26 protein-coding genes and 1 tRNA gene are annotated in these 24412 nt (G+C 59.3%); 16 read left to right on the forward strand and 11 right to left on the reverse strand.

Translation table 11 applies throughout. The features are described from left to right. Window positions 1–57: 57 nt before the first annotated feature. The 3 genes from ACW9JC_RS17825 to ACW9JC_RS17835 all read right to left on the reverse strand — a co-directional run bounded on the left by ACW9JC_RS17825 (window position 58) and on the right by ACW9JC_RS17835 (window position 1589). Window positions 58–345 (reverse strand): PA4642 family protein, encoded by a 288-nt coding sequence (locus ACW9JC_RS17825; RefSeq protein WP_150704776.1) that lies wholly within the window; start codon window positions 343–345, stop codon window positions 58–60. A gap of 62 nt (window positions 346–407) precedes the next feature. Further along, entirely contained in the window at window positions 408–893 is a 486-nt protein-coding gene (locus ACW9JC_RS17830; RefSeq protein WP_419708596.1) for a hypothetical protein, read from the reverse strand. 138 nt (window positions 894–1031) lie between these two features. Then, window positions 1032–1589, reverse strand: coding sequence for a hypoxanthine-guanine phosphoribosyltransferase (locus tag ACW9JC_RS17835; RefSeq protein WP_008060214.1), 558 nt, complete (start codon window positions 1587–1589; stop codon window positions 1032–1034). A 164-nt stretch (window positions 1590–1753) separates the two neighbouring features. Between ACW9JC_RS17835 and upp the strand changes: the two genes are divergently transcribed. Together upp and ACW9JC_RS17845 are read left to right on the forward strand one after the other, a co-directional pair. Further along, entirely contained in the window at window positions 1754–2392 is a 639-nt protein-coding gene (gene upp / locus ACW9JC_RS17840) for a uracil phosphoribosyltransferase (protein ID WP_017340734.1), read from the forward strand. 2 nt (window positions 2393–2394) lie between these two features. Beyond that, window positions 2395–3669 carry a uracil-xanthine permease family protein gene (locus ACW9JC_RS17845; protein WP_338582995.1) on the forward strand — a complete coding sequence of 425 codons (1275 nt, stop codon included), beginning with the start codon at window positions 2395–2397 and terminating at the stop codon, window positions 3667–3669. A 112-nt stretch (window positions 3670–3781) separates the two neighbouring features. On the opposite strand, the gene hemH is transcribed toward ACW9JC_RS17845, so the two are convergent. Both hemH and ACW9JC_RS17855 read right to left on the reverse strand, forming a co-directional pair. Beyond that, a complete protein-coding gene (gene hemH / locus ACW9JC_RS17850) occupies window positions 3782–4804 on the reverse strand; it encodes a ferrochelatase (protein ID WP_457456467.1) in 1023 nt (340 codons plus the stop codon). 13 nt (window positions 4805–4817) lie between these two features. Next, window positions 4818–5720 carry a TIGR01777 family oxidoreductase gene (locus tag ACW9JC_RS17855; protein WP_457456469.1) on the reverse strand — a complete coding sequence of 301 codons (903 nt, stop codon included), beginning with the start codon at window positions 5718–5720 and terminating at the stop codon, window positions 4818–4820. Window positions 5721–5917: 197 nt separating this feature from the next. On the opposite strand from ACW9JC_RS17855, the gene ACW9JC_RS17860 reads away from it, so the two are divergent. The 6 genes from ACW9JC_RS17860 (at window position 5918) to ACW9JC_RS17885 (ending at window position 11675) form a co-directional block, all read left to right on the forward strand. After that, entirely contained in the window at window positions 5918–6904 is a 987-nt protein-coding gene (locus ACW9JC_RS17860) for an NAD(P)/FAD-dependent oxidoreductase (protein WP_338583000.1), read from the forward strand. Window positions 6905–7060: 156 nt separating this feature from the next. Then, window positions 7061–8020, forward strand: a complete 960-nt coding sequence (locus ACW9JC_RS17865) for a YbgA family protein (RefSeq protein WP_457456471.1) — start codon at window positions 7061–7063, stop codon at window positions 8018–8020. Then, the gene (locus ACW9JC_RS17870) at window positions 8020–8961 is read left to right on the forward strand and encodes a MerR family transcriptional regulator (protein WP_457456473.1); all 942 of its coding nucleotides are present in this window, start codon (window positions 8020–8022) and stop codon (window positions 8959–8961) included. Before ACW9JC_RS17865 ends, ACW9JC_RS17870 begins: the two co-directional genes overlap by 1 nt. A gap of 13 nt (window positions 8962–8974) precedes the next feature. Next, the gene (gene phrB / locus ACW9JC_RS17875) at window positions 8975–10420 is read left to right on the forward strand and encodes a deoxyribodipyrimidine photo-lyase (RefSeq protein ID WP_457456476.1); all 1446 of its coding nucleotides are present in this window, start codon (window positions 8975–8977) and stop codon (window positions 10418–10420) included. Window positions 10421–10534: 114 nt separating this feature from the next. Further along, a complete protein-coding gene (locus tag ACW9JC_RS17880; protein ID WP_457456477.1) occupies window positions 10535–11302 on the forward strand; it encodes an SDR family NAD(P)-dependent oxidoreductase in 768 nt (255 codons plus the stop codon). A gap of 67 nt (window positions 11303–11369) precedes the next feature. Further along, window positions 11370–11675: a YkgJ family cysteine cluster protein gene (locus tag ACW9JC_RS17885; protein WP_338583007.1), complete on the forward strand. Its 306-nt coding sequence runs from the start codon at window positions 11370–11372 to the stop codon at window positions 11673–11675. 143 nt (window positions 11676–11818) lie between these two features. On the opposite strand, the gene ACW9JC_RS17890 is transcribed toward ACW9JC_RS17885, so the two are convergent. The 6 genes from ACW9JC_RS17890 to hemA all read right to left on the reverse strand — a co-directional run bounded on the left by ACW9JC_RS17890 (window position 11819) and on the right by hemA (window position 17191). Next, window positions 11819–12337 (reverse strand): acyloxyacyl hydrolase, encoded by a 519-nt coding sequence (locus tag ACW9JC_RS17890; RefSeq protein WP_457456479.1) that lies wholly within the window; start codon window positions 12335–12337, stop codon window positions 11819–11821. A 121-nt stretch (window positions 12338–12458) separates the two neighbouring features. Next, window positions 12459–13250, reverse strand: a complete 792-nt coding sequence (gene murI / locus ACW9JC_RS17895) for a glutamate racemase (RefSeq protein WP_457456481.1) — start codon at window positions 13248–13250, stop codon at window positions 12459–12461. Beyond that, window positions 13243–13998, reverse strand: coding sequence for a molybdopterin-synthase adenylyltransferase MoeB (locus ACW9JC_RS17900; RefSeq protein ID WP_457456483.1), 756 nt, complete (start codon window positions 13996–13998; stop codon window positions 13243–13245). Before ACW9JC_RS17900 ends, murI begins: the two co-directional genes overlap by 8 nt. Further along, window positions 13992–14822: a peptide chain release factor N(5)-glutamine methyltransferase gene (prmC, locus tag ACW9JC_RS17905; RefSeq protein ID WP_457456485.1), complete on the reverse strand. Its 831-nt coding sequence runs from the start codon at window positions 14820–14822 to the stop codon at window positions 13992–13994. Before prmC ends, ACW9JC_RS17900 begins: the two co-directional genes overlap by 7 nt. Continuing rightward, a complete protein-coding gene (prfA, locus tag ACW9JC_RS17910; RefSeq protein ID WP_338583014.1) occupies window positions 14823–15905 on the reverse strand; it encodes a peptide chain release factor 1 in 1083 nt (360 codons plus the stop codon). After that, a complete protein-coding gene (gene hemA, locus ACW9JC_RS17915) occupies window positions 15902–17191 on the reverse strand; it encodes a glutamyl-tRNA reductase (protein ID WP_457456487.1) in 1290 nt (429 codons plus the stop codon). The genes prfA and hemA overlap by 4 nt, the downstream gene beginning before the upstream one ends. Before the next feature lie 212 nt (window positions 17192–17403). Here hemA and ACW9JC_RS17920 point away from each other — a divergent pair, with 212 nt between their 5' ends. The 8 genes from ACW9JC_RS17920 to ychF all read left to right on the forward strand — a co-directional run bounded on the left by ACW9JC_RS17920 (window position 17404) and on the right by ychF (window position 24324). After that, window positions 17404–19128, forward strand: coding sequence for a tetratricopeptide repeat protein (locus ACW9JC_RS17920; RefSeq protein WP_416130527.1), 1725 nt, complete (start codon window positions 17404–17406; stop codon window positions 19126–19128). A 4-nt stretch (window positions 19129–19132) separates the two neighbouring features. Continuing rightward, complete coding sequence (gene lolB, locus ACW9JC_RS17925) at window positions 19133–19750, forward strand: lipoprotein insertase outer membrane protein LolB (protein WP_457456489.1); 618 nt, start codon at window positions 19133–19135, stop codon at window positions 19748–19750. Between the two features lies 1 nt (window position 19751). Further along, on the forward strand, window positions 19752–20603 hold the full coding sequence (ispE, locus tag ACW9JC_RS17930; RefSeq protein WP_457456491.1) for a 4-(cytidine 5'-diphospho)-2-C-methyl-D-erythritol kinase: 852 nt from the start codon (window positions 19752–19754) through the stop codon (window positions 20601–20603). Between the two features lie 36 nt (window positions 20604–20639). Beyond that, a tRNA-Gln gene (locus tag ACW9JC_RS17935) sits at window positions 20640–20714 on the forward strand. A gap of 45 nt (window positions 20715–20759) precedes the next feature. After that, on the forward strand, window positions 20760–21701 hold the full coding sequence (locus tag ACW9JC_RS17940) for a ribose-phosphate pyrophosphokinase (protein WP_003171603.1): 942 nt from the start codon (window positions 20760–20762) through the stop codon (window positions 21699–21701). Between the two features lie 142 nt (window positions 21702–21843). Continuing rightward, on the forward strand, window positions 21844–22446 hold the full coding sequence (locus tag ACW9JC_RS17945; protein ID WP_053159713.1) for a 50S ribosomal protein L25/general stress protein Ctc: 603 nt from the start codon (window positions 21844–21846) through the stop codon (window positions 22444–22446). A gap of 170 nt (window positions 22447–22616) precedes the next feature. Then, entirely contained in the window at window positions 22617–23201 is a 585-nt protein-coding gene (pth, locus tag ACW9JC_RS17950; protein ID WP_008037207.1) for an aminoacyl-tRNA hydrolase, read from the forward strand. Window positions 23202–23223: 22 nt separating this feature from the next. Continuing rightward, the gene (gene ychF / locus ACW9JC_RS17955; protein WP_457456494.1) at window positions 23224–24324 is read left to right on the forward strand and encodes a redox-regulated ATPase YchF; all 1101 of its coding nucleotides are present in this window, start codon (window positions 23224–23226) and stop codon (window positions 24322–24324) included. Window positions 24325–24412: the final 88 nt, after the last annotated feature.

The following is a 24412-nucleotide window of genomic DNA, read 5'->3' on the forward strand; positions in this document are numbered from 1 at the left end:
TACTTTGCAACCGCGTCCCTACTGTAGGAGCTGCCGAAGGCTGCGATCTTTTGATTTTTAGCCGCGAGCTTTTTCGATCAGCTCGATGTAATCCGGCGCATTACGCTGATCCTTGATCAGGGCAACGAAGTCATTGCCGTGCTCGTCCTTGCCATCCACGTCGTAACCGGCCTCGACGAAGAACGTCAGGAAACGCTCGAAATCGTCGATGCGCAGACCACGATAGGCCTTGATCAGTTTGTGCAGGGACGGAGAAGTCGCGTCGACCGGTTCGAAATCGAGGAACAACTTGATCTGCTCATCGCCGATCTCGTCACCAATCACTTGTTTCTTATCTTTACGCATTGCCGACTCCAGCTCGCAGACATTTCACGGGCGGGCAGTTTACCCCTGCGCGGGCGCCGGGCTCAACGCGGACGAACAGCGCCGGTGTGCAGATCGGCCCAAATGTGGCCGTTGGCATAGCTGAGAAACTGGCAATACACCGTGTCATTGCGCAGCAAATCGATCACCACCCGGTACTGCGCCAACGGGTAATAGAGGGTGAGGGTTTTGGATTTGTCGTCGTAGACCGGCTTTTTCAGGCTTTTGCTTTCGCCATCGAAATTGACCAGCACCTGATTGATCGTCGCGCCCTTGTTCAAGGACTTACCCTTGAGGCGGACCAACAGCGGCGAAGTGACCGGAATTGGCTGCTGGTTGGACTGGCGCTGACTGCCAACCACCACTGAATATTCGGTGACTTGCAGCAGCTGTTGCTGCTCAGGTTCAGCATCACGCAGGGTCAGGTCATCCGGCGGCAGGAACTGCCCGTGCATCGGCGCCGGGGCGGCAGCCAGGGGCAGGCTGAGGGTCAGCAACAAGGCGGCACAGCTGCGGATCAAAAGACTCATGACAGGCTCCGGAATCGGGGCCGAGCACTCTAGCATGGGTTTAAAAGCAAAAGATCGCAGCCTTCGGCAGCTCCTACATGGGATTGTCGTACACCCTGTAGCTGCCGAAGGCTGCGATCTTTTGAGGACGCAACGAGCTTACATGCCTTTAACGGCAAAAATCCCGTTGGCGTTGCGCCAGTAGCCCTTGTAGTCCATGCCGTAACCGAAGATGTAACGGTCGATGCATGGCAGACCGACGAAGTCGGCCTTCAGGTCCGGACGGGCCTTGCGGTCGTGGTCCTTGTCGATCAGCACGGCGGTGTGCACTTTGCGGGCACCGGCGTGTTTGCAGAAGTCGATGATCGCGCCCAGGGTATGACCTTCGTCGAGGATGTCGTCGATGATCAGTACGTCACGGTCGATGAACGACACTTCCGGCTTGGCTTTCCAGAACAGCTCGCCGCCGCTGGTTTCGTTGCGATAACGGGTGGCGTGCAGGTAGGACGCTTCCAGCGGGAACTGCAAATGGGTGAGCAGTTTGCCGGCGAAAATCAGCCCGCCGTTCATCACGCAGAACACCACCGGGTTGCTGTCCGCCAGTTCATCATTGATGTGTGCACCGACGCGGGCGATGGCCGCCTCGACTTCAGCTTCGGTGTACAGGCAGTCAGCCTCTCGCATGATTTGACGGATATGCTCGAGATCAGCGGACATGGCGCTCTCCAAGGGGGGACGGATTCGGAAAAGCGGGCAAAGGTACGCATCCCGAACGGCCAGATCAAGCCTTTGTGGACTAACGTACTCTAATGTCTATAGGACAACACCCTCGGATAGATTAATCTAGGCCGGTTTTTTTGCCCGCCGCCGGAGCCTTTCCCATGCCCATCCTCGAGATCCGCCACCCGCTGATCCGTCATAAACTTGGCCTGATGCGCCGCGCAGACATCAGCACCAAGAATTTCCGTGAGCTCGCTCAGGAAGTCGGTGCCCTGCTGACCTATGAAGCCACCAAAGACCTGCCGTTGGAATCCTACGATATCGAAGGCTGGTGCGGCACTGTGTCGGTCGAGAAAATCGCCGGCAAGAAGATTACCGTGGTACCGATCCTGCGTGCAGGTATCGGCATGCTTGAAGGCGTGCTCAGCCTGATCCCGGGCGCCAAGGTCAGCGCCGTGGGCGTTGCCCGCAACGAAGAAACCCTTCAGGCCCACACTTACCTGGAAAAACTGGTCCCGGAAATCAACGAACGCCTGGCGATGATCATCGACCCGATGCTCGCCACCGGCAGTTCCATGGTTGCCACCATCGACCTGCTGAAAAAAGCCGGCTGCCGCGACATACGCGCCATGGTGCTGGTCGCCGCCCCGGAAGGCATCGCCGCCGTAGAGAAAGCTCACCCGGACGTGACCATCTACACCGCTTCCATCGATGAAAAACTCAACGAACACGGTTACATCATCCCGGGCCTGGGCGATGCTGGCGACAAGATCTTCGGCACCAAGCAGAAGGACGCGTGAGCATGCAGCAAGAGTTCAACGATCCGCTCTGGCGCACGGTGCTGTCCGGCGCCCAGATGCTGTTCGTGGCCTTCGGCGCCCTGGTGTTGATGCCGCTGATTACCGGCCTTGATCCGAACGTGGCGCTGTTTACCGCAGGTCTGGGGACGATCCTGTTCCAGATCGTCACCGGGCGTCAGGTGCCGGTGTTCCTGGCATCGAGTTTTGCCTTCATCACGCCGATCATTCTCGCCAAGGGCCAGTTCGGCCTCGCCGCGACCATGGGCGGTGTGATGGCGGCCGGTTTCGTCTACACCTTCCTCGGCTTGGCCGTGAAGATCAAAGGCACTGGCTTCATCGATCGCCTGCTGCCACCGGTGGTGATCGGCCCGGTGATCATCTCCATCGGCCTGGCCATGGCGCCGATTGCCGCCAACATGGCGATGGGCAAGGCCGGTGACGGTAGCGAGTTGATTCATTATCAGACCGCGATGCTGATCTCGATGCCCGCGCTGCTGACGACCCTGATCGTCGCGGTGTTCGGCAAAGGTATTTTCCGCCTGGTGCCGATCATCTCCGGCGTGCTGGTGGGTTTTGGCATGGCGTTCTATTTCGGCGTGGTCGACACGGCGAAGATTGCTGCTGCACCGTGGTTCGCCATCCCGCACTTCACTGCGCCGGAATTCAACTGGCAGGCGATCCTGTTCATCGTTCCGGTAGCCCTGGCTCCGGCCATTGAGCACATCGGCGGCGTGATTGCCGTGGGTAGCGTGACCGGCCGCGATTACCTGAAGAAGCCCGGCCTGCACCGCACCCTGCTCGGTGACGGCATTGCCACCACCGCCGCCGGTCTGTTCGGCGGACCGCCCAACACCACCTACGCCGAAGTGACTGGCGCGGTAATGCTGACCAAGAACTACAACCCGAAAATCATGACCTGGGCGGCGATCTTCGCCATCAGCCTGGCGTTCGTCGGCAAGTTCGGCGCGCTGCTGCAAAGCATTCCAGTCCCGGTGATGGGCGGGATTCTCTGCCTGTTGTTCGGTTCGATTGCAGCCGTCGGCATGAACACGCTGATCCGCCACAAGATCGATCTGGGCGAGGCGCGCAATCTGGTGATTGTGTCGGTGACTCTGGTGTTCGGGATTGGCGGTGTGCTGGTCGGCACCGGCACCGGTCCGGATGATTTCGGCCTCAAAGGCATTGCGCTGTGCGCGGTGGTGGCGATTGCGCTGAACCTGATCCTGCCGGGCAATGACAGCTGGAAGCACAAGAAGGCGGATGAGCCGCTGATCTAAGCCAGCCTCGAGAACGCTATCGCGGGCAAGCCTTGCTCCTACAGGTTTCATGTCGACCACACCATTGTGGATGGACACAACTTTGTAGGAGCGAGGCTTGCCCGCGATGCTTTTAGAGCATCAACGGCGCTCGCTCGCACAACACACTCAACGCCTGCGCCCAACGCGGATCATCGTTGAGGCACGGCACCAGCACCAACTCCTCGCCCCCCGCCTCGCGGAACTGTTCCAGCCCGCGATCACCAATCTCCTCCAGCGTCTCGATGCAATCGGCAACGAACGCCGGGCACATCACCAAGACCTTCTTCACGCCGTTTTTGGCCAGTTCATCGAGGCGTGCCTCGGTGTAGGGTTCAATCCATTTGGCGCGCCCCAGACGCGACTGGAATGACACCGACCATTTGCCATCCGGCAGGCCCATGCGCTTGGCAAATTCCTTCGCAGTGCGCAGGCACTGTCCGCGATAACAGGTTGCGACCACTTCCGGCGGCGCACCGGCGCAGCAATCGCCACCGCCCTCGAAGCTGTGACCCGGGTTGAGTTTGGTCAGGTGCCGCTCTGGCAACCCATGGAAACTCAGCAACAGATGGTCGTAATCCTGTTGCAGATACGGCTTGGCCGTGGCCACCAAGGCGTCGAGGTATTCCGGCTGATCGTAGAACGGCTGGAGTACCGACAGTTGCACATCGAGTTTTTTCTCACGCACGACGCGCCTGGCTTCTTCGATCACCGTCGTGGTGGTGCTGTCGGCGAACTGCGGATAAAGCGGCGCCAGGGTGATGCGTTTGTTCCCCGCCGCCACCAGACGCAACAGCGTCGACTCAATGGACGGCTCACCGTAGCGCATCGCCAGCTCTACAGGCCCGTGCTTCCATTGTGCGGTCATGGCCTGTTGCAGACGACGACTCAGCACAACCAGCGGCGAGCCCTCCTCCCACCAGATCGAGGCATAGGCATGGGCCGACTGCTTGGGACGGTTGACCAGGATCAACGACACCAACAGACGCCGCACCGGCCAAGGCAGGTCGATCACGTACGGGTCCATCAGAAACTGATTGAGGTAGCTGCGCACATCCGCCACCGAGGTGGAGGCAGGAGAGCCCAGGTTGACCAGAAGCAACGCGTGATCGGTCATGCAACGTCCTATTTCAAAGGCGGCTGGACAGGTCGTCCAGGGCCGCGCGCAAATCAGTGAACTGGAAAGTGAATCCTGCCTGGAGCAAGCGCGCCGGCATGGCCCGTTGGCCACCCAGCAGCAACAACGACAACTCGCCCAGACCGACCTTCAACGCAAAGGCCGGCATCGGCATGAACGCCGGGCGGTGCAAAACGCTGCCCAGGGTTTTGGCAAACTCGCGGTTGCGCACCGGCTTCGGTGCGCAGGCATTATATGGACCGACGGCTTCATTGCGATGCAGAAGAAAATCAATCAGGGCGATTTGATCGTTGATATGGATCCACGGCATCCACTGCCGACCATTGCCAATCGGCCCGCCCAGCCCCAGTTTGAACGGCAACAGCAGGCGCGACAAAAAGCCGCCCTCGGCCGACAACACCAACCCGGTGCGGATGAGGATCACGCGAATGCCCAAGGCTTCGGCACGCTGTGCGGTCTCTTCCCAGGCGATGCACAACTGGCTGGCAAAATCGTCGATCACCGGGGGCGAATCTTCGGTCAACTCACGTTCACCACCATCGCCGTACCAACCGACCGCCGACCCGGAAATCAGAACTTGCGGTTTTTGCTCACGGCTTTCGAGCCAGGCCAGCAAGGTTTCGGTCAGGGTGATGCGGCTGCTCCACAACAAGGCTTTGCGCTTGTGCGTCCACAGTCGGTCGGCAATAGGCGCGCCAGCCAGGTTGATAATGGCATCGACCGGCTCTTGTCCAACGTCCTCTAACCGGGCAATGCCTCGCACCTGAGCGCCGCAGATTTTGGCGACTTTTGCCGGCGTGCGACTCCAGACTGTGAGGCGATGGCCCTGACTCAACCAGTGTCGGCAGAGCTGACGTCCTATCAAACCAGTACCGCCGGTCAGCAATATGTGCATGACTTCTTCCTCGCGTGGCGTTTTACCCTGATGACTAGTCTATTTTTATAAGCAAGGGATCTTTGATATCGGGCAGGCTCTGTGTTTAACAATAGGCCAAGCTGTCGGAACGAGAACGCTAAAAGTTATACCAAAAAACAATATTGTACAGGTTTCAACCCCGGCGTAGTCTGTACAGAAAGGTAAACGAGGCCCTTATGACTGTACCTATCGCAATCATCGGCACCGGCATCGCCGGACTCTCAGCCGCACAAGCCCTGACTGAGTTGGGGCATGTCGTGCAACTTTTTGACAAAAGCCGCGGCAGCGGCGGACGCATGTCGAGCAAGCGCAGCGATGCGGGAGCGCTGGACATGGGCGCGCAATATTTCACCGCCCGCGACCGCCGCTTCGTCACCGAAGTGCAGCGCTGGCAAGCCAACGGCTGGGTGGCCGAATGGACGCCGCAGCTGTACACCTTCCATGGCGGCCAACTCAGCCTGTCGCCGGACGAACAGACCCGCTGGGTCGGTACGCCGCGCATGAGCGCCATCACCCGTGCCCTGCTTGGCGACCTCGAAGTGCATTTCGCCTGCCGGATCACCGAGGTCTATCGCGGTGAAGAACACTGGCATCTGCAGGATGCCGAAGGTTTCACCCACGGGCCGTTCAGTCACGTCGTGATCGCCACGCCGGCTCCGCAAGCCACCGCCCTGCTGGCCTCCGCGCCGAAGCTCGCCGGGGCCGCCGCCGGGGTGAAAATGGACCCCACCTGGGCCGTGGCGCTGGCGTTCGAAACCCCACTGGATACGCCCATGGAAGGTTGCTTCGTGCAAGACAGCCCGCTGGACTGGCTGGCACGCAACCGCAGCAAACCCGGCCGTGACAACACTCTAGACACCTGGGTGCTGCACGCCACCAGCGCCTGGAGCCGCCAGCACATCGACCTGCCAAAAGAAGCGGTGATCGAACAGTTGCACGGTGCGTTCGCCGAAATGCTGCACGACTCGATGCCCGCACCGACCTTCAGTCTCGCCCATCGCTGGCTCTATGCCCGCCCTGCCAGCAGCCATGAATGGGGAACCCTGGCCGATGCCGATCTGGGCCTGTATGCGTGTGGCGACTGGTGCTTGTCGGGACGTGTCGAAGGCGCTTGGCTCAGCGGCCAGGAAGCCGCCCGCCGCCTGCATGAGCACCTGCAGTGACCGACATCAATCCAAGAGAATCGCTGCTGTCGACCCGGACAGCAGCCCGACAAAAAACCTATACATAAAATTTGACTTGTATAGCTTCGAATCTAAGATCAAGTTATGTTGTACAGCGCTGATGCTCTGTACAGATTTTGATTCGAGGTGCCTTCCATGCCGCTGCTCACCACCAAACCGAAAATCGCCATCAGCGCCTGCCTGATGGGGGCCGAGGTGCGCTACAACGGCGGGCACAAGGCTTCGCAACTGTGCAGCCGCATCCTTACCGATTACTTCGATTTCGTGCCGGTCTGCCCGGAAGTCGCCATCGGCCTGGGCATTCCGCGCCAGCCGATACGGCTGGTGGGTGATCCGGATCAGCCCGACGCCGTCGGCACGATTGATCACCAGCTCAACGTCACCCGGCCACTGGCCGCTTACGGTCGGCAAATGGCGGCGGAACTGGACGATATCTGCGGCTACATCTTCATGCAGAAATCCCCGTCCTGTGGCCTGGAGCGAGTCAAGGTCTACCATGCCAACGGTGCACCGCTCGATGGTGGTGGCCAAGGCATCTACGCCCGCGCCTTCTGCGACTTGCATCCTGATTTGCCGGTGGAAGAAGACGGCCGGCTCAACGATCCGGTACTGCGGGAAAACTTCCTCACCCGCGTTTTCGCCTACGGCGCCTGGCAGCAATTGCTGCAACAAGGCTTGAGTCGTCGCGGCCTCACGGATTTCCATTCGCGCTACAAGTACCTGTTGATGGCCCACAACCCGGTGCAATACAAAACCCTGGGCGCACTGCTGGGCAACATGGGCGACACCGATCCGCAGGAGCTTGGCCCGCGCTATTTCAGTGAGCTGATGGCCGCCCTGAAAAAGTGCGCCACACGGCGCACCCACACCAATGTCCTGCAACACATCAGCGGTTATCTCAAACAAGCGATCAGCGCTGAAGACAAACAGGAAGTGCAGCACGTCATCGGCCAGTACCGTCACGGCATCGTGCCGCTGGTGGTGCCACTGACGCTGCTCAAGCATCACTTTCGCCAACATCCGGATCCGTACATTGCGCAGCAGGTCTACCTGCAACCGCACCCGGAAAATCTCAGCCTGCGAAACGCAATCTGATGAAAGCCGTACTCGACAGCAGCGCCGGCGAAGGGCTGGGCAGCGACTTCAAGAAAGCGCTCGATGAAGGCTGGCTGCCCATTCGCGAAGTGGCCCGCCAGACCGGCGTGAACGCCATCACCTTGCGCGCCTGGGAACGGCGTTATGGCCTGATCGTGCCGCAGCGCACACCCAAGGGCCATCGACTGTTCTCGGCCGAGCATGTGCAACGCATCCTGACGATCCTCACCTGGCTCAACCGCGGCGTCGCCGTTAGCCAGGTCAAGCAACTGCTCGACACCCCGCAAGCCTTTGGCGAACAGGTCGAAAATGACTGGCACCCGCAGCGCCAGGCGTTGCTCCAGGCGGTCATGCAATTGAACGAGCGAACGCTGGACGATAGCGTCAACCAGGTCATGGCGCTGTACCCGCCGCGAACCTTGTGTGAACAACTTCTGTTGCCACTCTTGGCCGAACTGGAACAACGCTGGCAGGGCCAATTCGGCGCACAGCTGGAGCGCGTGTTTTTTTACTCCTGGCTACGCAGCAAATTCGGTGCACGTATCTACCATAACAATCGTCAGCTGCGCACCGCGCCATTGCTGTTGATCAACCACTCGGACCTGCCACTTGAACCTCACCTGTGGCTCTGCGCCTGGCTGATCAGCAGCGCCGATTGCCCGGTGGAAGTATTTGACTGGCCACTGCCTGTCGGCGAACTGGCGCTGGCGGTCGATCACCTGCAACCCCGTGGCGTACTGCTGTATTCCAGCAAAGCCATAAACCTTTCGCAGCTGGCGAAACTTTTCAACGGCGTCAGTTGCCCAAAAATGATCGTCGGACCAACGGTGCGCATTCACCACATCGAGTTGTCCGTCAAAACTTCAGAAATTGCTGATCTGTTCCTGGCCGAAGACCCATTGTCGGCTCAGCAGATCCTGGTTCAGTGCGGGCTTGTTTAATGTGGGCATCAACATGCAATTGATCTGGCTGCGCAGTGATCTGCGCGTACACGACAACACCGCCCTCTCGGCCGCCGCAGCGGTTGGCCAGTGTGTGGCGGTCTATCTGTTGAGTCCGCAACAATGGCTGGAACACGACGACGCCCCGTGCAAAGTCGACTTCTGGCTGCGCAACCTCCACGAACTGAAGCACGCGTTGGGCGAGCTGAACATTCCCCTGTTGATCCGCGAGGCCCCGCGCTGGGATGAAGCGCCGAAAGTGCTGTTGGATCTTTGTCGCGCGCTGAACATCGAGGCCGTGCACTTCAATGAGGAATACGGCATCCACGAAAGCCGCAGGGATGCAGCAGTGGCCGAAACACTGAATGCTCAGGACATCGGCGTTCACAGTTACCTTGATCAGTTGCTGTTCAAGCCGGGCAGCGTACTGACCAGAACCGGCACGTACTTTCAGGTCTTCAGTCAGTTCCGCAAGGTCTGCTACGAACGCTTGCACCGGTCACTGCCACGTCTTGTCAGCGCTCCGATGAAGCAAGCGCCGCTGAGCATCGCCAGTGATGAAGTCCCGACCCGGATCAAAGGTTTCGCCCCACCTACCGACAGCCTTCGCGCACTCTGGCCGGCCGGGGAAGTCGAAGCCCGGCGTCGCCTCGACACCTTCGTCGACGCCCAGATCGACTACTACCAAAGCGAGCGGGACTTCCCGGCGAAACCCGGCACCAGCCAACTCTCGGCCTACCTCGCCGCCGGGGTGATCTCTCCACGCCAGTGCTTGCACGCCGCGCTGCAAAGCAATCAGGGTGAATTCGAAAGCGGCAAGGTCGGCGCCGTCACCTGGATCAATGAACTGCTGTGGCGCGAGTTCTATAAACACATTTTGGTGGGCTACCCAAAGGTGTCCCGGCACCGTGCTTTTCGCCCGGAAACCGAGGCCCTGGCCTGGCGCGACGCACCCGAGGAACTCGCTGCCTGGCAGCAAGCCCGTACCGGTTTGCCGATTATCGACGCGGCCATGCGCCAACTGCTCGAAACCGGCTGGATGCACAATCGCTTGCGCATGGTGGTGGCGATGTTCCTGACCAAAAACCTGTTGATCGACTGGCGTGAGGGCGAACGCTTTTTCATGCGTCACCTGATCGATGGCGACCTCGCGGCAAACAACGGCGGCTGGCAATGGAGTTCATCCACCGGCACTGACTCGGCGCCCTACTTCCGGATCTTCAATCCCCTGAGTCAGTCGGAAAAGTTCGATGCCGAAGGCGTGTTCATCAAACATTGGTTGCCGGAACTGGCCGGGCTGAACAAAAAACAAGTGCACAACCCGGCACATCTCGGCGACTTGTTCAGCGCACCGGACTATCCGCCACCTATCGTTGACCTGAACACCTCACGCGCCAGAGCCCTTGCAGCGTTCAAGGACCTGCCGTCACGACAGAGTGCCGGAGGCGACCATGAGTAGTTTCCTTTACCCTGCGCGTCCCGATTACCACCGGTTTTTTATTACCGCAGAAATGCTCTATGAACTTCTACAGTTATGGGGCCAGACAATTGTCGGGCTGAAAAGGAGAACGGGATGAGTCTTACGCCTCCACGAAGGTACTGGCTGACCGGAGCGAGCAACGGTATTGGCGCCGCACTGGCAGAAGAAATACTGAAAACCGGCGCCCATCTGGCCGTCAGTTCACGTTCAGCGGCACCACTGAAAGCCTTGTCCCAACGTTATCCCGGGCAAGTGCTGGTGCTGGCGGGCGACCTGACCAACAGCCAGACCGTACGTGAAATTGGCGAACAGATCGCCGAGGACTGGGGCTCGCTGGACACGGTGATTCTCAATGCCGGCACTTGTGAATACGTCGATGCCAAACAGATCGATGCCTCGATTGTCGAGCACGTGGTGCGCACCAATCTGCTTGCCAGCAGCTACTGCATCGAAGCCGCCCTGCCGTTGCTGCGAGCCGGTATCGCACCGCATCTGGTCGGCATGGCCAGCTCGGTGACTTATCTGCCATTGCCCCGCGCAGAGGCCAATGGCCGTTCGCGAGCCGGCCTGCGCTATCTGTTCGAGTCCATGCGCATCGATGTGGCTTCAGAAGGCATCGAGGTCACCGTGGTCAGTCCCGGCGCTGTCGACACGCCACTGCCGGCAAAAGATGAAATGTCGATGCCTATGAACTGGCCGGCGGATAAAGCGGCGCGGCATATCTTCGCGAAACTGGGAAGCCGTCCGCTGGAGATCACGTTTGCTGGAATGTTCGTGACGGCCCTGTGGCCGATGTCGGATTTTCCTGATCGGGTGGAACCGACGCTCGGTTCACGCAGCAGCCCGCCGATAGAGGACTAACCGCCAGGCATTGAGCGTCCGTCAGTGCTTTCACACAGCACTGGCCGACTGCCTTACACTGCGCGCCATGAAAACCATTCCCCACACGCAAATCGCTGAGCCGGCAGTCACCTGCTCGACTTGCGCAGCCTGCTGCTGCCAACTCGAAGTCATGCTGATCACCGACACGGGCGTGCCCGAGCGGTACATCGATACCGACGATTGGGGCGGGGAAGTCATGCTGCGCCTGGATGACGGTTGGTGCGCCGCGCTGGATCGCGACACGATGATGTGCACCATCTACGAAAAACGCCCGCTGATTTGCCGGGAGTTCGAGATGGGTGCGCCTGAATGCATAGATGAGCGCCAAGGGATTTCGACGGCGTATCGCTAAACTCGAAACCAGCTAGTCTCCTGTAGGAGCGAGCCTGCTCGCGATAGCGGTTTCAGATTCAACATTGATGTTGACTGACAGGCCGTTATCGCGAGCAGGCTCACTCCCACAGGGTTTTTGGCAACTTGTTGAAGTTGCGCTGCTTACAACGGCATCGTGTAATGCAACGCGTAACTTTCTATCCCATTGTTAGGGCTGCTGATCCCCGCATTGGAATAGTGAGTTGCACGAATCCCGACTTCATGTCCGCCCGCAAAGCGCAGGCCAACACCGAAACGGTCTTCGAACTGAAACGAACTTCCGAGATCGTTGTTTTCGATTTCAGTGTCGGAGAACACCGCCACACCAACCCCTAGTTCGACGTACGGCTTGACGTTCTGGCCGGCAAACTCGTAAACCAGCACGGGTGAGAACGACAGGCTGTTGTTGCCGGAGGTCTTGTCACCCTCCCAATAGGTGTATGCACCGCTCCAATAACCGGTCAATCGACCGACGTCGGTCTGCCACCAACTTTGATCCCAATCGAATTGCAAGCCCAGGCGATAAGTCATGGTCGACTCGCCGGTCTGACCGACCGCGAATTCCACGCCTGCTGCCTGTGCAGTGAAACTGTGCCCCATCAACGCAGCCGCAATCGCGGCCAAACAGAATAGTCGCTTCATTAGAAACTTCCTTTTCCGAACGATTTCGTTTGGTATTTTTGTTGCTCGACACTCACAGCTATAGAAGTCGGCGATTTATCAGAAGTTCACCCCGATTTTTCAAAACCCCAGCAAGAGTTACCTACCCTTCGAAGCTTCGCACAACCCCAGCGTTATTCCACAGTATCGGCAATATATTTGCGAAATGAACCGGATCGGCACTGCTCCAGAACTGCGCAGGGCGAGCAGGCCCATCGGCGAGCAATTCGCGCTTGGCCAAAAGGCGTTGAAGTTGACGAGCGACCGCGGCGCCGGTGTCGATCAGGCTGATGTCATCGGGGATCATCTGCTTGAGCAGTGGCTTGAGGAAAGGGTAATGGGTGCAGCCCAGGATGATGGTGTCAGCGCCTGCGCCGAGCAGCGGCCCGACATAACTTTCGAGCAACCGGCGCAGCGCGGGACTGTGCAGATCGCCGTTTTCAATCAGCTCGACCAACCCGGGGCAAGGCTGGGTGATGACTCGCACATCCGTGGCGAACCGGTCGAGCAGCGCCGCGAACTTGGCGCTCTGCAACGTGCCGGTGGTGGCCAGCACACCGACCACGCCACTGCGAGTCGCGGCGGCGGCCGGTTTGACTGCCGGCTCCATGCCGACGATGGGCCATTCGGGGTAATCGCGGCGCAAGTCGGCAACGCCTGCAACCGTTGCCGTGTTGCAGGCCAATACCAAGGCCTTGGCGCCCTGGCGATGAAAAAAATCGGCCATCACGCTGCAACGCTGTTGGATAAATTCCGGGGTTTTCTCGCCGTAGGGAATGTTCCCGCAATCGGCGACGTACAGCAGGGATTCGTTGGGCAACAAACGCTGGATCTCGGCCAGCACCGAAAGCCCACCGACGCCGGAGTCGAACACGCCGATCGGCGCTTCACGCATGCTTTGGCCCACAAACGCTGCATTTCGGATCACGCTTGACCCGCAGCTCACGGAAACGCGAGCCCAGCGCATCGATCAGCAACAGCCGCCCCACCAGCGGCTCGCCGAAACCGGCCAGCAGCTTCAGCGCTTCGAGCGCTTGCAAACTGCCGACCAATCCCACCAACGGACCGACAACACCGGCCTCGCTGCAAGTCAATTCGGCTTCGCTGCCGTGCCCGTATAAACAGTGGTAGCACGGGCTCTCCGCACGGCGCGGGTCGAACACCGACAACTGCCCTTCAAGGCGAATCGCCGCACCGCTGACCAGCGGCTTGCCCGCACCCACGCACGCAGCGTTAACCGCTTCACGGGTGGAGAAATTATCGGAACAGTCCAGAACCAGATCCACCCCGGCCACGGCAGCAGCCAGTGAGCCTTCATCCAGCGCCGCTCGATGGGCGACCAGCTGAATCTCGGGGTTGATTGCAGTCAGGCGCTTGATTGCCGAATCGACCTTGGTCATGCCGACGCTGTCGGTGTCGTGAATGATCTGGCGTTGCAGGTTGGTCAGATCGACCGTGTCAAAGTCCGCCAGATGCAACTCGCCAACGCCCGCTGCCGCCAGATAAAGCGCCACCGGCGCACCGAGGCCGCCAAGACCGACGATCAGCACACGGCTTTCTTTCAATCGCAACTGACCGTCGATATCGATGTGCTGCAACAGAATCTGCCGGCTGTAGCGCAGCAATTCCTGGTCATTCAGCATGGCAGGCGTCCCAGACTGATGCGTTGATGGCCGCCCAGATCGGTGCGGCTGTGGACTTCTTCAAAGCCGCGGGTCAGCAGCAGATCGCGCACCGCCTCGGCCTGATCGTAACCGTGTTCGAGCATCAGCCAGCCACCGGCCTCAAGATGATCTGGCGCCTGGGCGACGATCAACCGCAGATCGTCGAGCCCGTCGACGCCGGCCACCAATGCACTGGCCGGTTCGAAGCGCACATCACCTTCCACCAGATGCGGATCGGTGGCGGCAATGTACGGCGGGTTGCTGATGATCAACTCAAAACGCTGACCTTGCAGCGCACTGAACCAGTGACTGCTCAGCACCGTGGCGTTGTTCAGGTGCAGACGCTGGCGATTGCGCTCGGCCAGGGCCACGGCTTCCAGCACGCGGTCCACGGCAGTGACTTTCCACGCCGGACGTTCGCTGGCCAGGGCCAGAGCGATGGCGCCGCTGCCGGTGCCCAGATCAAGTACTTTTGCGGGCGTGGCAGGCAACAGTTCAAGCGCGGCTTCCACCAGCAACTCGGTGTCCGGGCGCGGAATCAGTGTGTGCGGCGCCACTTCCAGATCGAGCTTCCAGAACCCTTGCTGCCCCAGAATGTAGGCTACCGGCTCACCACCGCGACGACGCTGCAAATACTCGGCGAAAGTCAGCGCCGCTTCGCTTGGCACGATGCGCTCCGGCCAAGTGTGCAAAAAGCTGCGGGACTTGCCCAACGCCGCCGCCAGCAACAATTCGGCATCCAGACGCGCCGTGGGCGAATCGGGCAAATCGGCGGCGCGCAACAAACTGGCAATGATCGTCATTTACTCACCTATCGCCGCGAGTTGATCGGCCTGGTACTCGGCCAGCAACGGCTCGATCACCGCATCGACGCCACCGGCGAGGATTTCGTCGAGGGAGTACAGCGTCAGGTTGACCCGATGATCGGTGACCCGACCCTGGGCAAAGTTGTAGGTGCGGATCCGCTCGGAGCGGTCACCGGAACCCACCAGCAATTTACGCTCGCTGGCGATGGCGTTGGCTGCGGCGCTGGTTTGCTGGTCGTTAAGCTTGGCCGACAGCCAGGACATCGCCCGGGCGCGGTTCTTATGCTGCGAACGCTCTTCCTGGCACTCGACCACGATGCCGGACGGCAAGTGGGTGATGCGAATCGCCGAGTCGGTTTTGTTCACGTGCTGACCACCGGCACCGGAGGAACGGTAGGTGTCGACCCGCAAGTCCGCCGGGTTGATTTCGATCGCTTCCTGCTCGTCCGGCTCGGGCAATACCGCCACGGTGCAGGCCGAGGTGTGGATGCGCCCTTGGGATTCGGTGGCCGGAACCCGTTGCACGCGATGCGCACCGGACTCGAATTTCAGCTTGCCGTAGACGTTGTCGCCTTCAACCCGGGCGATGACTTCTTTATAACCGCCGTGCTCACCCTCGTTTTCCGAGAGGATCTCCACCCGCCAGCCACGACGCTCGGCGTAACGCGAATACATGCGGAACAGGTCGCCGGAGAAAATCGCCGCTTCGTCACCACCGGTGCCGGCGCGGATTTCGAGGAACACGTTGCGTCCGTCGTTCGGGTCCTTGGGCAGCAGCATGCGTTGCAGGCTGGCTTCCAGTTCGACCAGGCGTTCCTTGGCTTCGCGGACTTCTTCCACGGCCATTTCGCGCATGTCCGGGTCGCTGTCCTTGAGCAGTGCCTGGGCGCCTTCGAGGTCGCCTTGCACTTTGAGCAGCTGTTTATAGGTTTCGACGATCGGCTCGACTTCCGCGTATTCCTTGGAATAGGTGCGGAATTTGTTCTGATCGGAAATGACCTCGCCATCGCCAAGCAGGGCGGTCAATTCCTCGAAACGGTCCTGGAGGATGTCCAGCTTATTGAGCAGTGACGCTTTCATTGCGGTTTCTTATCCGAAAAGCTTTCCGATGAGCCCTCGTTGAGGGCAAAGAGTTCCTGGGCCATCGCCAGCGCATCGAGGCGACCTTCGGCAGAGAGCTTTTTCAATTGCACGCTTGGTGCGTGCAGCAGTTTGTTGGTCAGGCCACGCGCCAATTGCACCAGCACGTCTTCGGCGCTGCTGCCGTTGGCCAGCAGGCGCTGGGCTTTTTGCAATTCTTCGTCGCGCAGGCGTTCGCTCTGTTGACGATAGGCCTTGAGCACGTCGACCGCCGCCAATTCGCGCAGGCGGACCATGAAGTCTTCGGCGCCGACCGAGACCATCTCTTCAGCGGCTTGCGCTGCGCCTTGACGGCTCTTGAGGTTCTCGGCGACCACTTCGTGGAGATCGTCGACGCTATACAGGTAAACGTCGTCCAACTCGCCGACTTCAGGCTCGATGTCGCGCGGAACGGCGATATCGACCATGAAGATCGGCTTGTGCTTGCGCAGCTTCAGCGCACTTTCCACCGCGCCTTTGCCGAGGATCGGCAACTGGCTGGCAGTGGAGCTGATGACGATGTCGCTGCGTACCAGTTCCGCCGGAATGTCCGACAGCAGCACCGCATGGGCGCCAAATTGCTCGGCCAGAATGCTGGCGCGTTCCAGCGTGCGGTTGGCAACCACGATGCGCTTGACGCCGAGGTCATGCAGATGGCGGGCGACCAGGGTGATGGTCTCGCCGGCGCCGATCAACAAGGCCTGACTGCGCTGCAAATCGCTGAAAATCTGTTTCGCCAGGCTAACCGCGGCAAACGCCACGGACACCGGGTTTTCACCAATAGCGGTGTCGGTGCGCACTTGCTTGGCGGCATTGAACGTGGCCTGGAACAAGCGCCCGAGCAATGGCCCGATGGTGCCGGCTTCGCGCGCCACGGCGTAGGCGGATTTCATCTGGCCGAGAATCTGCGGCTCGCCCAACACCAGCGAGTCGAGCCCGGAGGCGACGCGCATCATGTGACGAACTGCCGCATCATCTTCGTGCACATAAGCGCTTTGGCGCAGCTCTTCGAGGCTCAAATGATGATATTCGGCCAGCCAGCGCAGCACGATATCCGCCGACAGGTGATCCTGTTCTATATAGAGTTCACTGCGATTGCAGGTGGAGAGGATCGCAGCTTCGCGGCTGTCGGTGAGTCGGCAGAGCTGCTGCAAGGCCTCAACCAGCTGCTCAGGGGTAAAGGCCACGCGCTCGCGGACGTCTACTGAAGCAGTCTTGTGGTTAATACCGAGTGCAAGGAAGGCCATTCAAAGTCGCTGGTGGTGACGTGAAGCCGGCAATTGTCCTACTTCGTCAGATCGAGAACAACTACTCGATATCTATCGCCCCTGTAGGAAGCACTGCAGACTGAGATCGCTTCTCGTTTACCTGGCATGCGGGTAAATTGCCGGGCCGGTTATGTTTGGCCCAAGGCTTGTGTCATGATGATCCGACCGCAGGTTAGTCGTCCTCTTCCTATATGAATAGATCTTCCGCGTTGCTCCTCGCTTTTGTCTTCCTCAGCGGCTGCCAGGCCATGGCACCCGTGTCGCCGGACGGTACCTCTCCGGCTGAAGACAGCACTCCGGCACCTGAAAAGCCCAAGGTTTACAGCTCATTCAGTGAAGACACCGTCTTCAGCCTGCTGAGCGCGGAACTGGCTGGCCAGCGCAATCGCTTCGACATTGCCCTGGACAACTACGTGACCCAGGCCATCAACACCCAGGATCCGGGCATCTCCGAGCGGGCATTCCGTATCGCCGAATACCTTGGCGCCGATCAGGCTGCCCTGGACACCGCGCTGATCTGGGCGAAAAACGCCCCGGACGACCTTGAGGCGCAACGGGCCGCGGCCGTGCAACTGGCACGCGCCGGTCGCTACGACGATTCCATGGTCTATATGGAAAAAGTCCTGCAAGGCAAGGGCGACACGCATTTCGACTTCCTCGCGCTGTCCGCCGCCGACACCGACCAGGACACACGCAACGGCTTGATGAAGAGTTTCGACCGGCTGTTGCAGCGCCACCCGAACAACGGCCAGCTGATTTTCGGCAAGGCCCTGCTGATGCAACAGGACGGCGACTCCAAAGGTGCGCTGGCACTATTGGAAGACAATCCGCCGGACGACGGTGAAATTGCCCCGATCCTCCTGCGCGCTCGCCTGCTGCAATCCCTTGATCGCGGCGATGAAGCCTTGCCGCTGCTGCAAAAAAGCATCAAGAAGTACCCGGACGACAAACGCTTGCGCCTGACTTACGCGCGCATGCTGGTTGAACAGGACCGCATGGATGACGCCAAAGCCGAGTTCTCGAGCCTGGTGCAGCAATACCCGGATGACGACGAACTGCGTTATTCGCTGGCGCTCGTTTGCCTGGAAGCCAAGGCCTGGACCGAGGCCAAGGGCTACCTGGAAGACCTGATCGCCCGCGAAAGCCACGTTGACTCCGCGCACTTGAACCTCGGGCGCATCGCCGAAGAGCGCAACGATCCACAAGGTGCGCTGATCGAGTACGGCCAGGTCGGCCCGGGCAATGACTACCTGCCGGCACAATTGCGTCAGGCCGATATCCTGATGAACAACGGCAAGACCGCCGAAGCCCAGCGCAAACTGGCAGCCGAGCGCGACGAGCAACCGGACTACGCGATCCAGCTGTACCTGATCGAAGCCGAAACCCTGTCCGCCAACAACCAGCCCGACAAGGCCTGGACCGTACTGCAGCAAGCGCTGCAAAAGTACCCGGACGACCTGAACCTGCTTTATACCCGTGCGATGCAGGCGGAAAAACGCAATGACCTGGCGCAGATGGAAAAAGACCTGCGCCTGATCATCAAGCGCGACCCGGACAATGCCATGGCGTTGAACGCCCTCGGCTATACCTTGTCCGACCGCACCACACGTTACGTCGAGGCCAAGGCCTTGATCGAACAGGCACACCAGATCAACCCGGAAGACCCGGCGGTTCTCGACAGCCTCGGCTGGGTGAATTTCCGCATGGGCAACCTCGACGAAGCCGAACGCCTGCTGCGTAAGGCGCTGGAGCGTTTCCCCGATCAGGAAGTCGCCGCGCATCTGGGCGAGGTCCTGTGGGCCAACGGCAAGCAACGCGAAGCCAAGCAAATCTGGAGCAAGTTCCTCAAGGAACAACCCGACAGCCCGACCCTGCGCAGCACCATCAAGCGCCTGACCGGATCAGAGACTCTTTAAGATTATGTTTTTGCGCCACATCATCGTTTTCAGCTTCATCGCCCTGCTCGCCGGTTGCGCGGGCTTCGGTGCCCGCGAATCGGTCGAGGGTCACGGCAACCCCGCCCAATGGCGCGAGCACAAACAGCAACTGTCCAACCTCGACGGCTGGCAGATCGACGGCAAGATCGGCATTCGCGCGCCAAAGGATTCGGGCAGCGGCACGCTGTTCTGGTTGCAGCGCCAGGATTACTACGACATCCGTCTGTCCGGCCCATTGGGTCGCGGCGCGGCACGCCTGACCGGGCGTCCGGGCAAGGTTTCGCTGGAAGTCGCCAATCAGGGGCGCTACGAAGCGGCCTCTCCGGATGCTCTGCTTGAAGAGCAAATGGGTTGGAAACTGCCGGTTGCCAACCTGGCGTGGTGGGTCCGCGGGCTCCCCGCTCCCGACAGCAAAAGCCGCCTGACGCTGGATGGCGACAGCCGTTTGGCCAATCTTGAACAGGACGGTTGGCAGGTGGAGTACAGCGCCTATACCGAACAAAACGGCTACTGGTTGCCCGAGCGGATCAAACTCCACGGCACCGACCTTGATGTCACCCTGGTGATCAAGGCCTGGCAACCGCGCAAGCTGGGGCAATGACATGCCGGCTACTCGCCTGACCCTGCCCTCGCCGGCCAAACTCAATTTGATGCTGCACATTCTGGGTCGCCGTGAAGACGGCTACCACGAGTTGCAGACGATGTTTCAGTTTCTCGACTACGGCGACGAAATTACTTTCGCCGTGCGCGATGACGGTGTCATTCGCCTGCACACCGAATTCGAAGGCGTTCCTCACGACAGCAATCTGATCGTCAGGGCCGCGAAAAAGCTTCAAGAGCAATCCGGTTGCTCGCTCGGTATCGATATCTGGATTGAAAAAATCCTGCCCATGGGCGGTGGAATCGGTGGCGGCAGTTCTAACGCTGCAACAACCTTGCTCGGCCTCAATCATCTTTGGCAACTGGGCTGGGACGAGGATCGGCTGGCTGCGCTGGGTCTGACGCTGGGCGCCGATGTCCCGGTTTTCGTGCGCGGCCACGCGGCTTTCGCCGAGGGTGTTGGCGAGAAACTGACCCCGGTTGACCCCGAGGAACCGTGGTATCTCGTGCTCGTGCCGCAAGTCTCTGTAAGTACGGCAGAAATTTTTTCCGATCCGTTGTTGACACGTAACACGCCGCCCATTAAAGTGCGCCCCGTTCCCAAGGGAAACAGTCGTAATGACTGCTTGCCGGTGGTAACAAGGCGTTATCCAGAGGTACGTAACGCTTTGAATTTGTTAGGTAAATTTACCGAAGCAAAACTCACCGGAACTGGAAGTTGTGTGTTTGGGGGCTTCCCAAGCAAAGCTGAAGCTGATAAAGTCTCGGCCCTTCTTACAGAGACCCTTACAGGGTTTGTAGCAAAAGGAAGCAACATTTCGATGTTGCATCGCAAGCTGCAAAGTCTGCTCTAAAGGAACCGATTACTGGGTAATCGTTGCAACAGATACAGGGGCGTCGCCAAGCGGTAAGGCAGCAGGTTTTGATCCTGCCATGCGTTGGTTCGAATCCAGCCGCCCCTGCCATTTTCTATACTCATCCAGGTTACCCTCAGCCTCTAGGTACTGCGCGTGTCCAAGATGATGGTCTTTACGGGGAATGCTAACCCCGATCTGGCTCGGCGTGTCGTACGTCAGCTGCATATCCCTCTCGGTGACATCTCTGTCGGTAAGTTTTCCGACGGCGAAATTACAGCCGAGATCAATGAAAACGTTCGCGGTAAAGACGTTTTCATTATTCAGCCGACTTGCGCTCCGACCAACGATAACCTGATGGAACTGGTAGTGATGGCTGATGCCTTCCGCCGCTCCTCGGCTACTCGTATCACTGCTGTTATTCCTTACTTTGGTTATGCCCGTCAGGATCGCCGTCCGCGTTCCGCACGTGTGGCTATCAGCGCGAAAGTCGTTGCTGACATGCTTACCGTAGTCGGCATCGATCGTGTTCTCACGGTCGATCTGCATGCTGACCAAATCCAGGGTTTCTTCGATATTCCGGTAGATAACATCTACGGCTCCCCGGTTCTGGTGGATGACATTGAAGATCAGCGCTTCGAAAACCTGATGATCGTGTCCCCGGACATTGGTGGCGTCGTGCGTGCACGTGCCGTTGCCAAATCCCTGGGCGTGGATCTCGGGATCATCGACAAACGCCGTGAGAAAGCCAATCACTCTGAAGTGATGCATATCATCGGTGATGTCGAAGGGCGTACCTGTATTCTGGTCGATGACATGGTCGATACCGCCGGCACCCTGTGCCACGCGGCGAAGGCCTTGAAAGAGCATGGCGCAGCCAAGGTTTTCGCCTACTGCACGCACCCTGTGCTGTCGGGTCGGGCGATCGAAAACATTGAAAATTCCGTGCTGGACGAGTTGGTGGTGACCAACACCATCCCGCTGTCCGCTGCAGCACAAGCCTGTGCGCGTATCCGTCAACTGGATATCGCACCGGTAGTTGCCGAGGCGGTCCGCCGCATCAGCAATGAAGAATCGATCAGCGCGATGTTCCGCTAAGGGCCCTGCCCTTCTCGAAATGTCTCGTTGACGAAAAGCGCCCCGCCCCGGCATTCCTGTCGGGGCGGGGCTTTTTTGCCCATATCGCCTTTAGCGCTGGTCGCAAACGCTGGGGCGAATGTGGTTATTTTGGAGATACAACATGAACGATTTTACTCTGAATGCTGAAGTGCGTTCCGACCTGGGGAAAGGTGCGAGCCGCCGCCTGCGTCGTCTCGCAAGCCTGGTACCAGCTGTAGTTTACGGTGGCGAAAAAGCCCCTGAATCCATCAGCATGCTGGCTAAAGAAGTTGCCAAACTGCTCGAAAACGAAGCGGCTTACAGCCACATCATCGAGCTGAACGTTGGTGGCACCAAGCAGAACGTCGTGATCAAAGCCCTGCAGCGTCACCCGGCCAAAGGCCACGTGATGCACGCTGACTTCGTACGCGTAGTAGCCGGCCAGAAACTGACCGCTATCGTTCCAGTGCACTTCATCAACGAAGAAGCACCGACCAAGAAAGGCGGCGAAATCTCGCACGTAACTTCGGAAATCGAAGTTTCCTGCCTGCCTAAAGACCTGCCTGAATTCATCGAAGTCGACCTGGCTAACGCCGAAATCGGTTCGATCATTCACCTGTCGGACCTCAAAGCCCCTAAAGGCGTTGAGTTCGTGGCTCTGGCACACGGCGATGACAAGGCTGTTGCCAACGTCCACGCTCCACGTGTTGCTCCAGAAGCTACCGAAGAAGGCGCAGCAGAGTAATTTTACTCTGTTCGCCGGAGTGACCGGAAACATCGCGGACTAGAACGTAGCGAGAAAGCGGGCGAGAACGCGGAGTTTACATCTATGGTAAATGAGCATTTTTCGTCCACTTTCGCCGCACTCCCTGATTGCGGCGATGTTATCCACCACTCCAAGGAAGGGCCCCTATCGTGACTGCCATCAAACTGATCGTTGGCCTGGGAAATCCAGGCGCCGAATACGAACAGACCCGGCATAACGCAGGGGCCCTTTTTGTTGAGCGCATCGCGAACGCACAAGGCGTCAACCTTGTAGCCGATCGCAAATATTTCGGCCTGACCGGGCGCTATTCGCATCAGGGTCAGGATGTTCGTCTGCTGATTCCCACCACGTACATGAACCGCAGCGGCCAGGCCGTGGCGGCTCTCGCCGGTTTCTTCCGCATCAAGCCTGAAGAAATCCTCGTGGCGCATGACGAACTCGATCTGCCTCCGGGCGTTGCCAAGCTCAAGCAGGGCGGCGGCCATGGCGGTCACAACGGGTTGCGCGACATCATTGCGCAACTGGGTAATCAGAATACGTTCTACCGTCTGCGGCTTGGCATTGGCCACCCGGGCGTTGCCAGTATGGTTTCAAATTTCGTCCTGGGTCGTGCGCCACGCGCCGAACAGGAAAAACTCGATGCCAGCATCGACTTTGCCCTCGGCGTGCTGCCGGATATCCTCGCCGGGGAATGGAACCGCGCGATGAAAAACCTGCACAGCCAGAAGGCCTGACTCTTATCCGAGGGGAAACACTATGGGATTCAATTGCGGCATCGTCGGCCTGCCTAACGTCGGCAAGTCCACCCTGTTCAACGCCCTGACCAAATCCGGTATTGCGGCCGAGAACTTCCCCTTCTGCACCATCGAACCCAACAGCGGTATCGTGCCGATGCCGGACCCGCGCCTGGACGCCCTGGCAGCCATCGTCAATCCAAAGCGCATCCTGCCGACCACCATGGAATTCGTCGACATCGCAGGCCTGGTTGCCGGCGCGTCGAAAGGTGAAGGCCTGGGCAACAAGTTCCTGGCCAACATCCGTGAAACCGATGCCATCGCCCACGTGGTCCGCTGTTTCGAAGACGAGAACGTGATTCACGTCTCCAACAGCGTCGACCCGAAACGCGACATCGAAATCATCGACCTGGAACTGATCTTCGCCGACCTCGACAGTTGCGAGAAGCAACTGCAGAAAGTTGCGCGCAACGCCAAGGGTGGTGACAAGGACGCCGTCGTCCAGAAAGGCCTGCTGGAGCAGTTGATTACTCACTTCACCGAAGGCAAGCCTGCGCGCAGCCTGATGAAGAACATGGGCACCGACGAAAAAGCGGTGATCAAGGGCTTCCACCTGCTGACCACCAAACCGGTCATGTACATCGCCAACGTCGCTGAAGACGGTTTCGAGAACAACCCGCACCTGGACGTGGTCCGTGCCATCGCCGAAGAAGAAGGCGCCATGGTTGTTCCGGTCTGCAACAAGATCGAAGCGGAAATCGCCGAGCTCGATGACGGCGAAGAGAAAGACATGTTCCTCGAAGCCCTGGGCCTCGAAGAGCCTGGCCTGAACCGCGTGATCCGCGCCGGCTACGAAATGCTGCACCTGCAGACCTACTTCACCGCCGGTGTCGAAGAAGTCCGCGCCTGGACCGTCCGCGTCGGTGCCACCGCACCACAAGCCGCTGGCGTGATCCACACCGATTTCGAGAAAGGCTTTATCCGCGCCGAAGTGATCGCCTACAACGACTTCATCCAGTACAAGGGTGAAGCCGGTACCAAGGAAGCCGGTAAATGGCGCCTGGAAGGCAAGGACTACATCGTTAAAGACGGCGACGTGATGCACTTCCGCTTCAACGTGTAAGCTTCACACCCAACAAAAAGCCGCGTTTGATACGCGGCTTTTTTGTGAAAAAAATCAAAAGATCGCAGCCTTCGGCAGCGCCTACAGA

The organism is Pseudomonas sp. SDO5591_S426, from assembly GCF_054070755.1.

Coding starts and splice junctions, on each gene's coding strand:
- ACW9JC_RS17825 (WP_150704776.1), bottom strand. CDS start 345: ATGCGTAAAGATAAGAAACAAGTGATTGGTGACGAGATCGGCGATGAG.
- ACW9JC_RS17830 (WP_419708596.1), bottom strand. CDS start 893: ATGAGTCTTTTGATCCGCAGCTGTGCCGCCTTGTTGCTGACCCTCAGC.
- ACW9JC_RS17835 (WP_008060214.1), bottom strand. CDS start 1,589: ATGTCCGCTGATCTCGAGCATATCCGTCAAATCATGCGAGAGGCTGAC.
- upp (WP_017340734.1), top strand. CDS start 1,754: ATGCCCATCCTCGAGATCCGCCACCCGCTGATCCGTCATAAACTTGGC.
- ACW9JC_RS17845 (WP_338582995.1), top strand. CDS start 2,395: ATGCAGCAAGAGTTCAACGATCCGCTCTGGCGCACGGTGCTGTCCGGC.
- hemH (WP_457456467.1), bottom strand. CDS start 4,804: ATGACCGATCACGCGTTGCTTCTGGTCAACCTGGGCTCTCCTGCCTCC.
- ACW9JC_RS17855 (WP_457456469.1), bottom strand. CDS start 5,720: ATGCACATATTGCTGACCGGCGGTACTGGTTTGATAGGACGTCAGCTC.
- ACW9JC_RS17860 (WP_338583000.1), top strand. CDS start 5,918: ATGACTGTACCTATCGCAATCATCGGCACCGGCATCGCCGGACTCTCA.
- ACW9JC_RS17865 (WP_457456471.1), top strand. CDS start 7,061: ATGCCGCTGCTCACCACCAAACCGAAAATCGCCATCAGCGCCTGCCTG.
- ACW9JC_RS17870 (WP_457456473.1), top strand. CDS start 8,020: ATGAAAGCCGTACTCGACAGCAGCGCCGGCGAAGGGCTGGGCAGCGAC.
- phrB (WP_457456476.1), top strand. CDS start 8,975: ATGCAATTGATCTGGCTGCGCAGTGATCTGCGCGTACACGACAACACC.
- ACW9JC_RS17880 (WP_457456477.1), top strand. CDS start 10,535: ATGAGTCTTACGCCTCCACGAAGGTACTGGCTGACCGGAGCGAGCAAC.
- ACW9JC_RS17885 (WP_338583007.1), top strand. CDS start 11,370: ATGAAAACCATTCCCCACACGCAAATCGCTGAGCCGGCAGTCACCTGC.
- ACW9JC_RS17890 (WP_457456479.1), bottom strand. CDS start 12,337: ATGAAGCGACTATTCTGTTTGGCCGCGATTGCGGCTGCGTTGATGGGG.
- murI (WP_457456481.1), bottom strand. CDS start 13,250: ATGCGTGAAGCGCCGATCGGCGTGTTCGACTCCGGCGTCGGTGGGCTT.
- ACW9JC_RS17900 (WP_457456483.1), bottom strand. CDS start 13,998: ATGCTGAATGACCAGGAATTGCTGCGCTACAGCCGGCAGATTCTGTTG.
- prmC (WP_457456485.1), bottom strand. CDS start 14,822: ATGACGATCATTGCCAGTTTGTTGCGCGCCGCCGATTTGCCCGATTCG.
- prfA (WP_338583014.1), bottom strand. CDS start 15,905: ATGAAAGCGTCACTGCTCAATAAGCTGGACATCCTCCAGGACCGTTTC.
- hemA (WP_457456487.1), bottom strand. CDS start 17,191: ATGGCCTTCCTTGCACTCGGTATTAACCACAAGACTGCTTCAGTAGAC.
- ACW9JC_RS17920 (WP_416130527.1), top strand. CDS start 17,404: ATGAATAGATCTTCCGCGTTGCTCCTCGCTTTTGTCTTCCTCAGCGGC.
- lolB (WP_457456489.1), top strand. CDS start 19,133: ATGTTTTTGCGCCACATCATCGTTTTCAGCTTCATCGCCCTGCTCGCC.
- ispE (WP_457456491.1), top strand. CDS start 19,752: ATGCCGGCTACTCGCCTGACCCTGCCCTCGCCGGCCAAACTCAATTTG.
- ACW9JC_RS17945 (WP_053159713.1), top strand. CDS start 21,844: ATGAACGATTTTACTCTGAATGCTGAAGTGCGTTCCGACCTGGGGAAA.
- ychF (WP_457456494.1), top strand. CDS start 23,224: ATGGGATTCAATTGCGGCATCGTCGGCCTGCCTAACGTCGGCAAGTCC.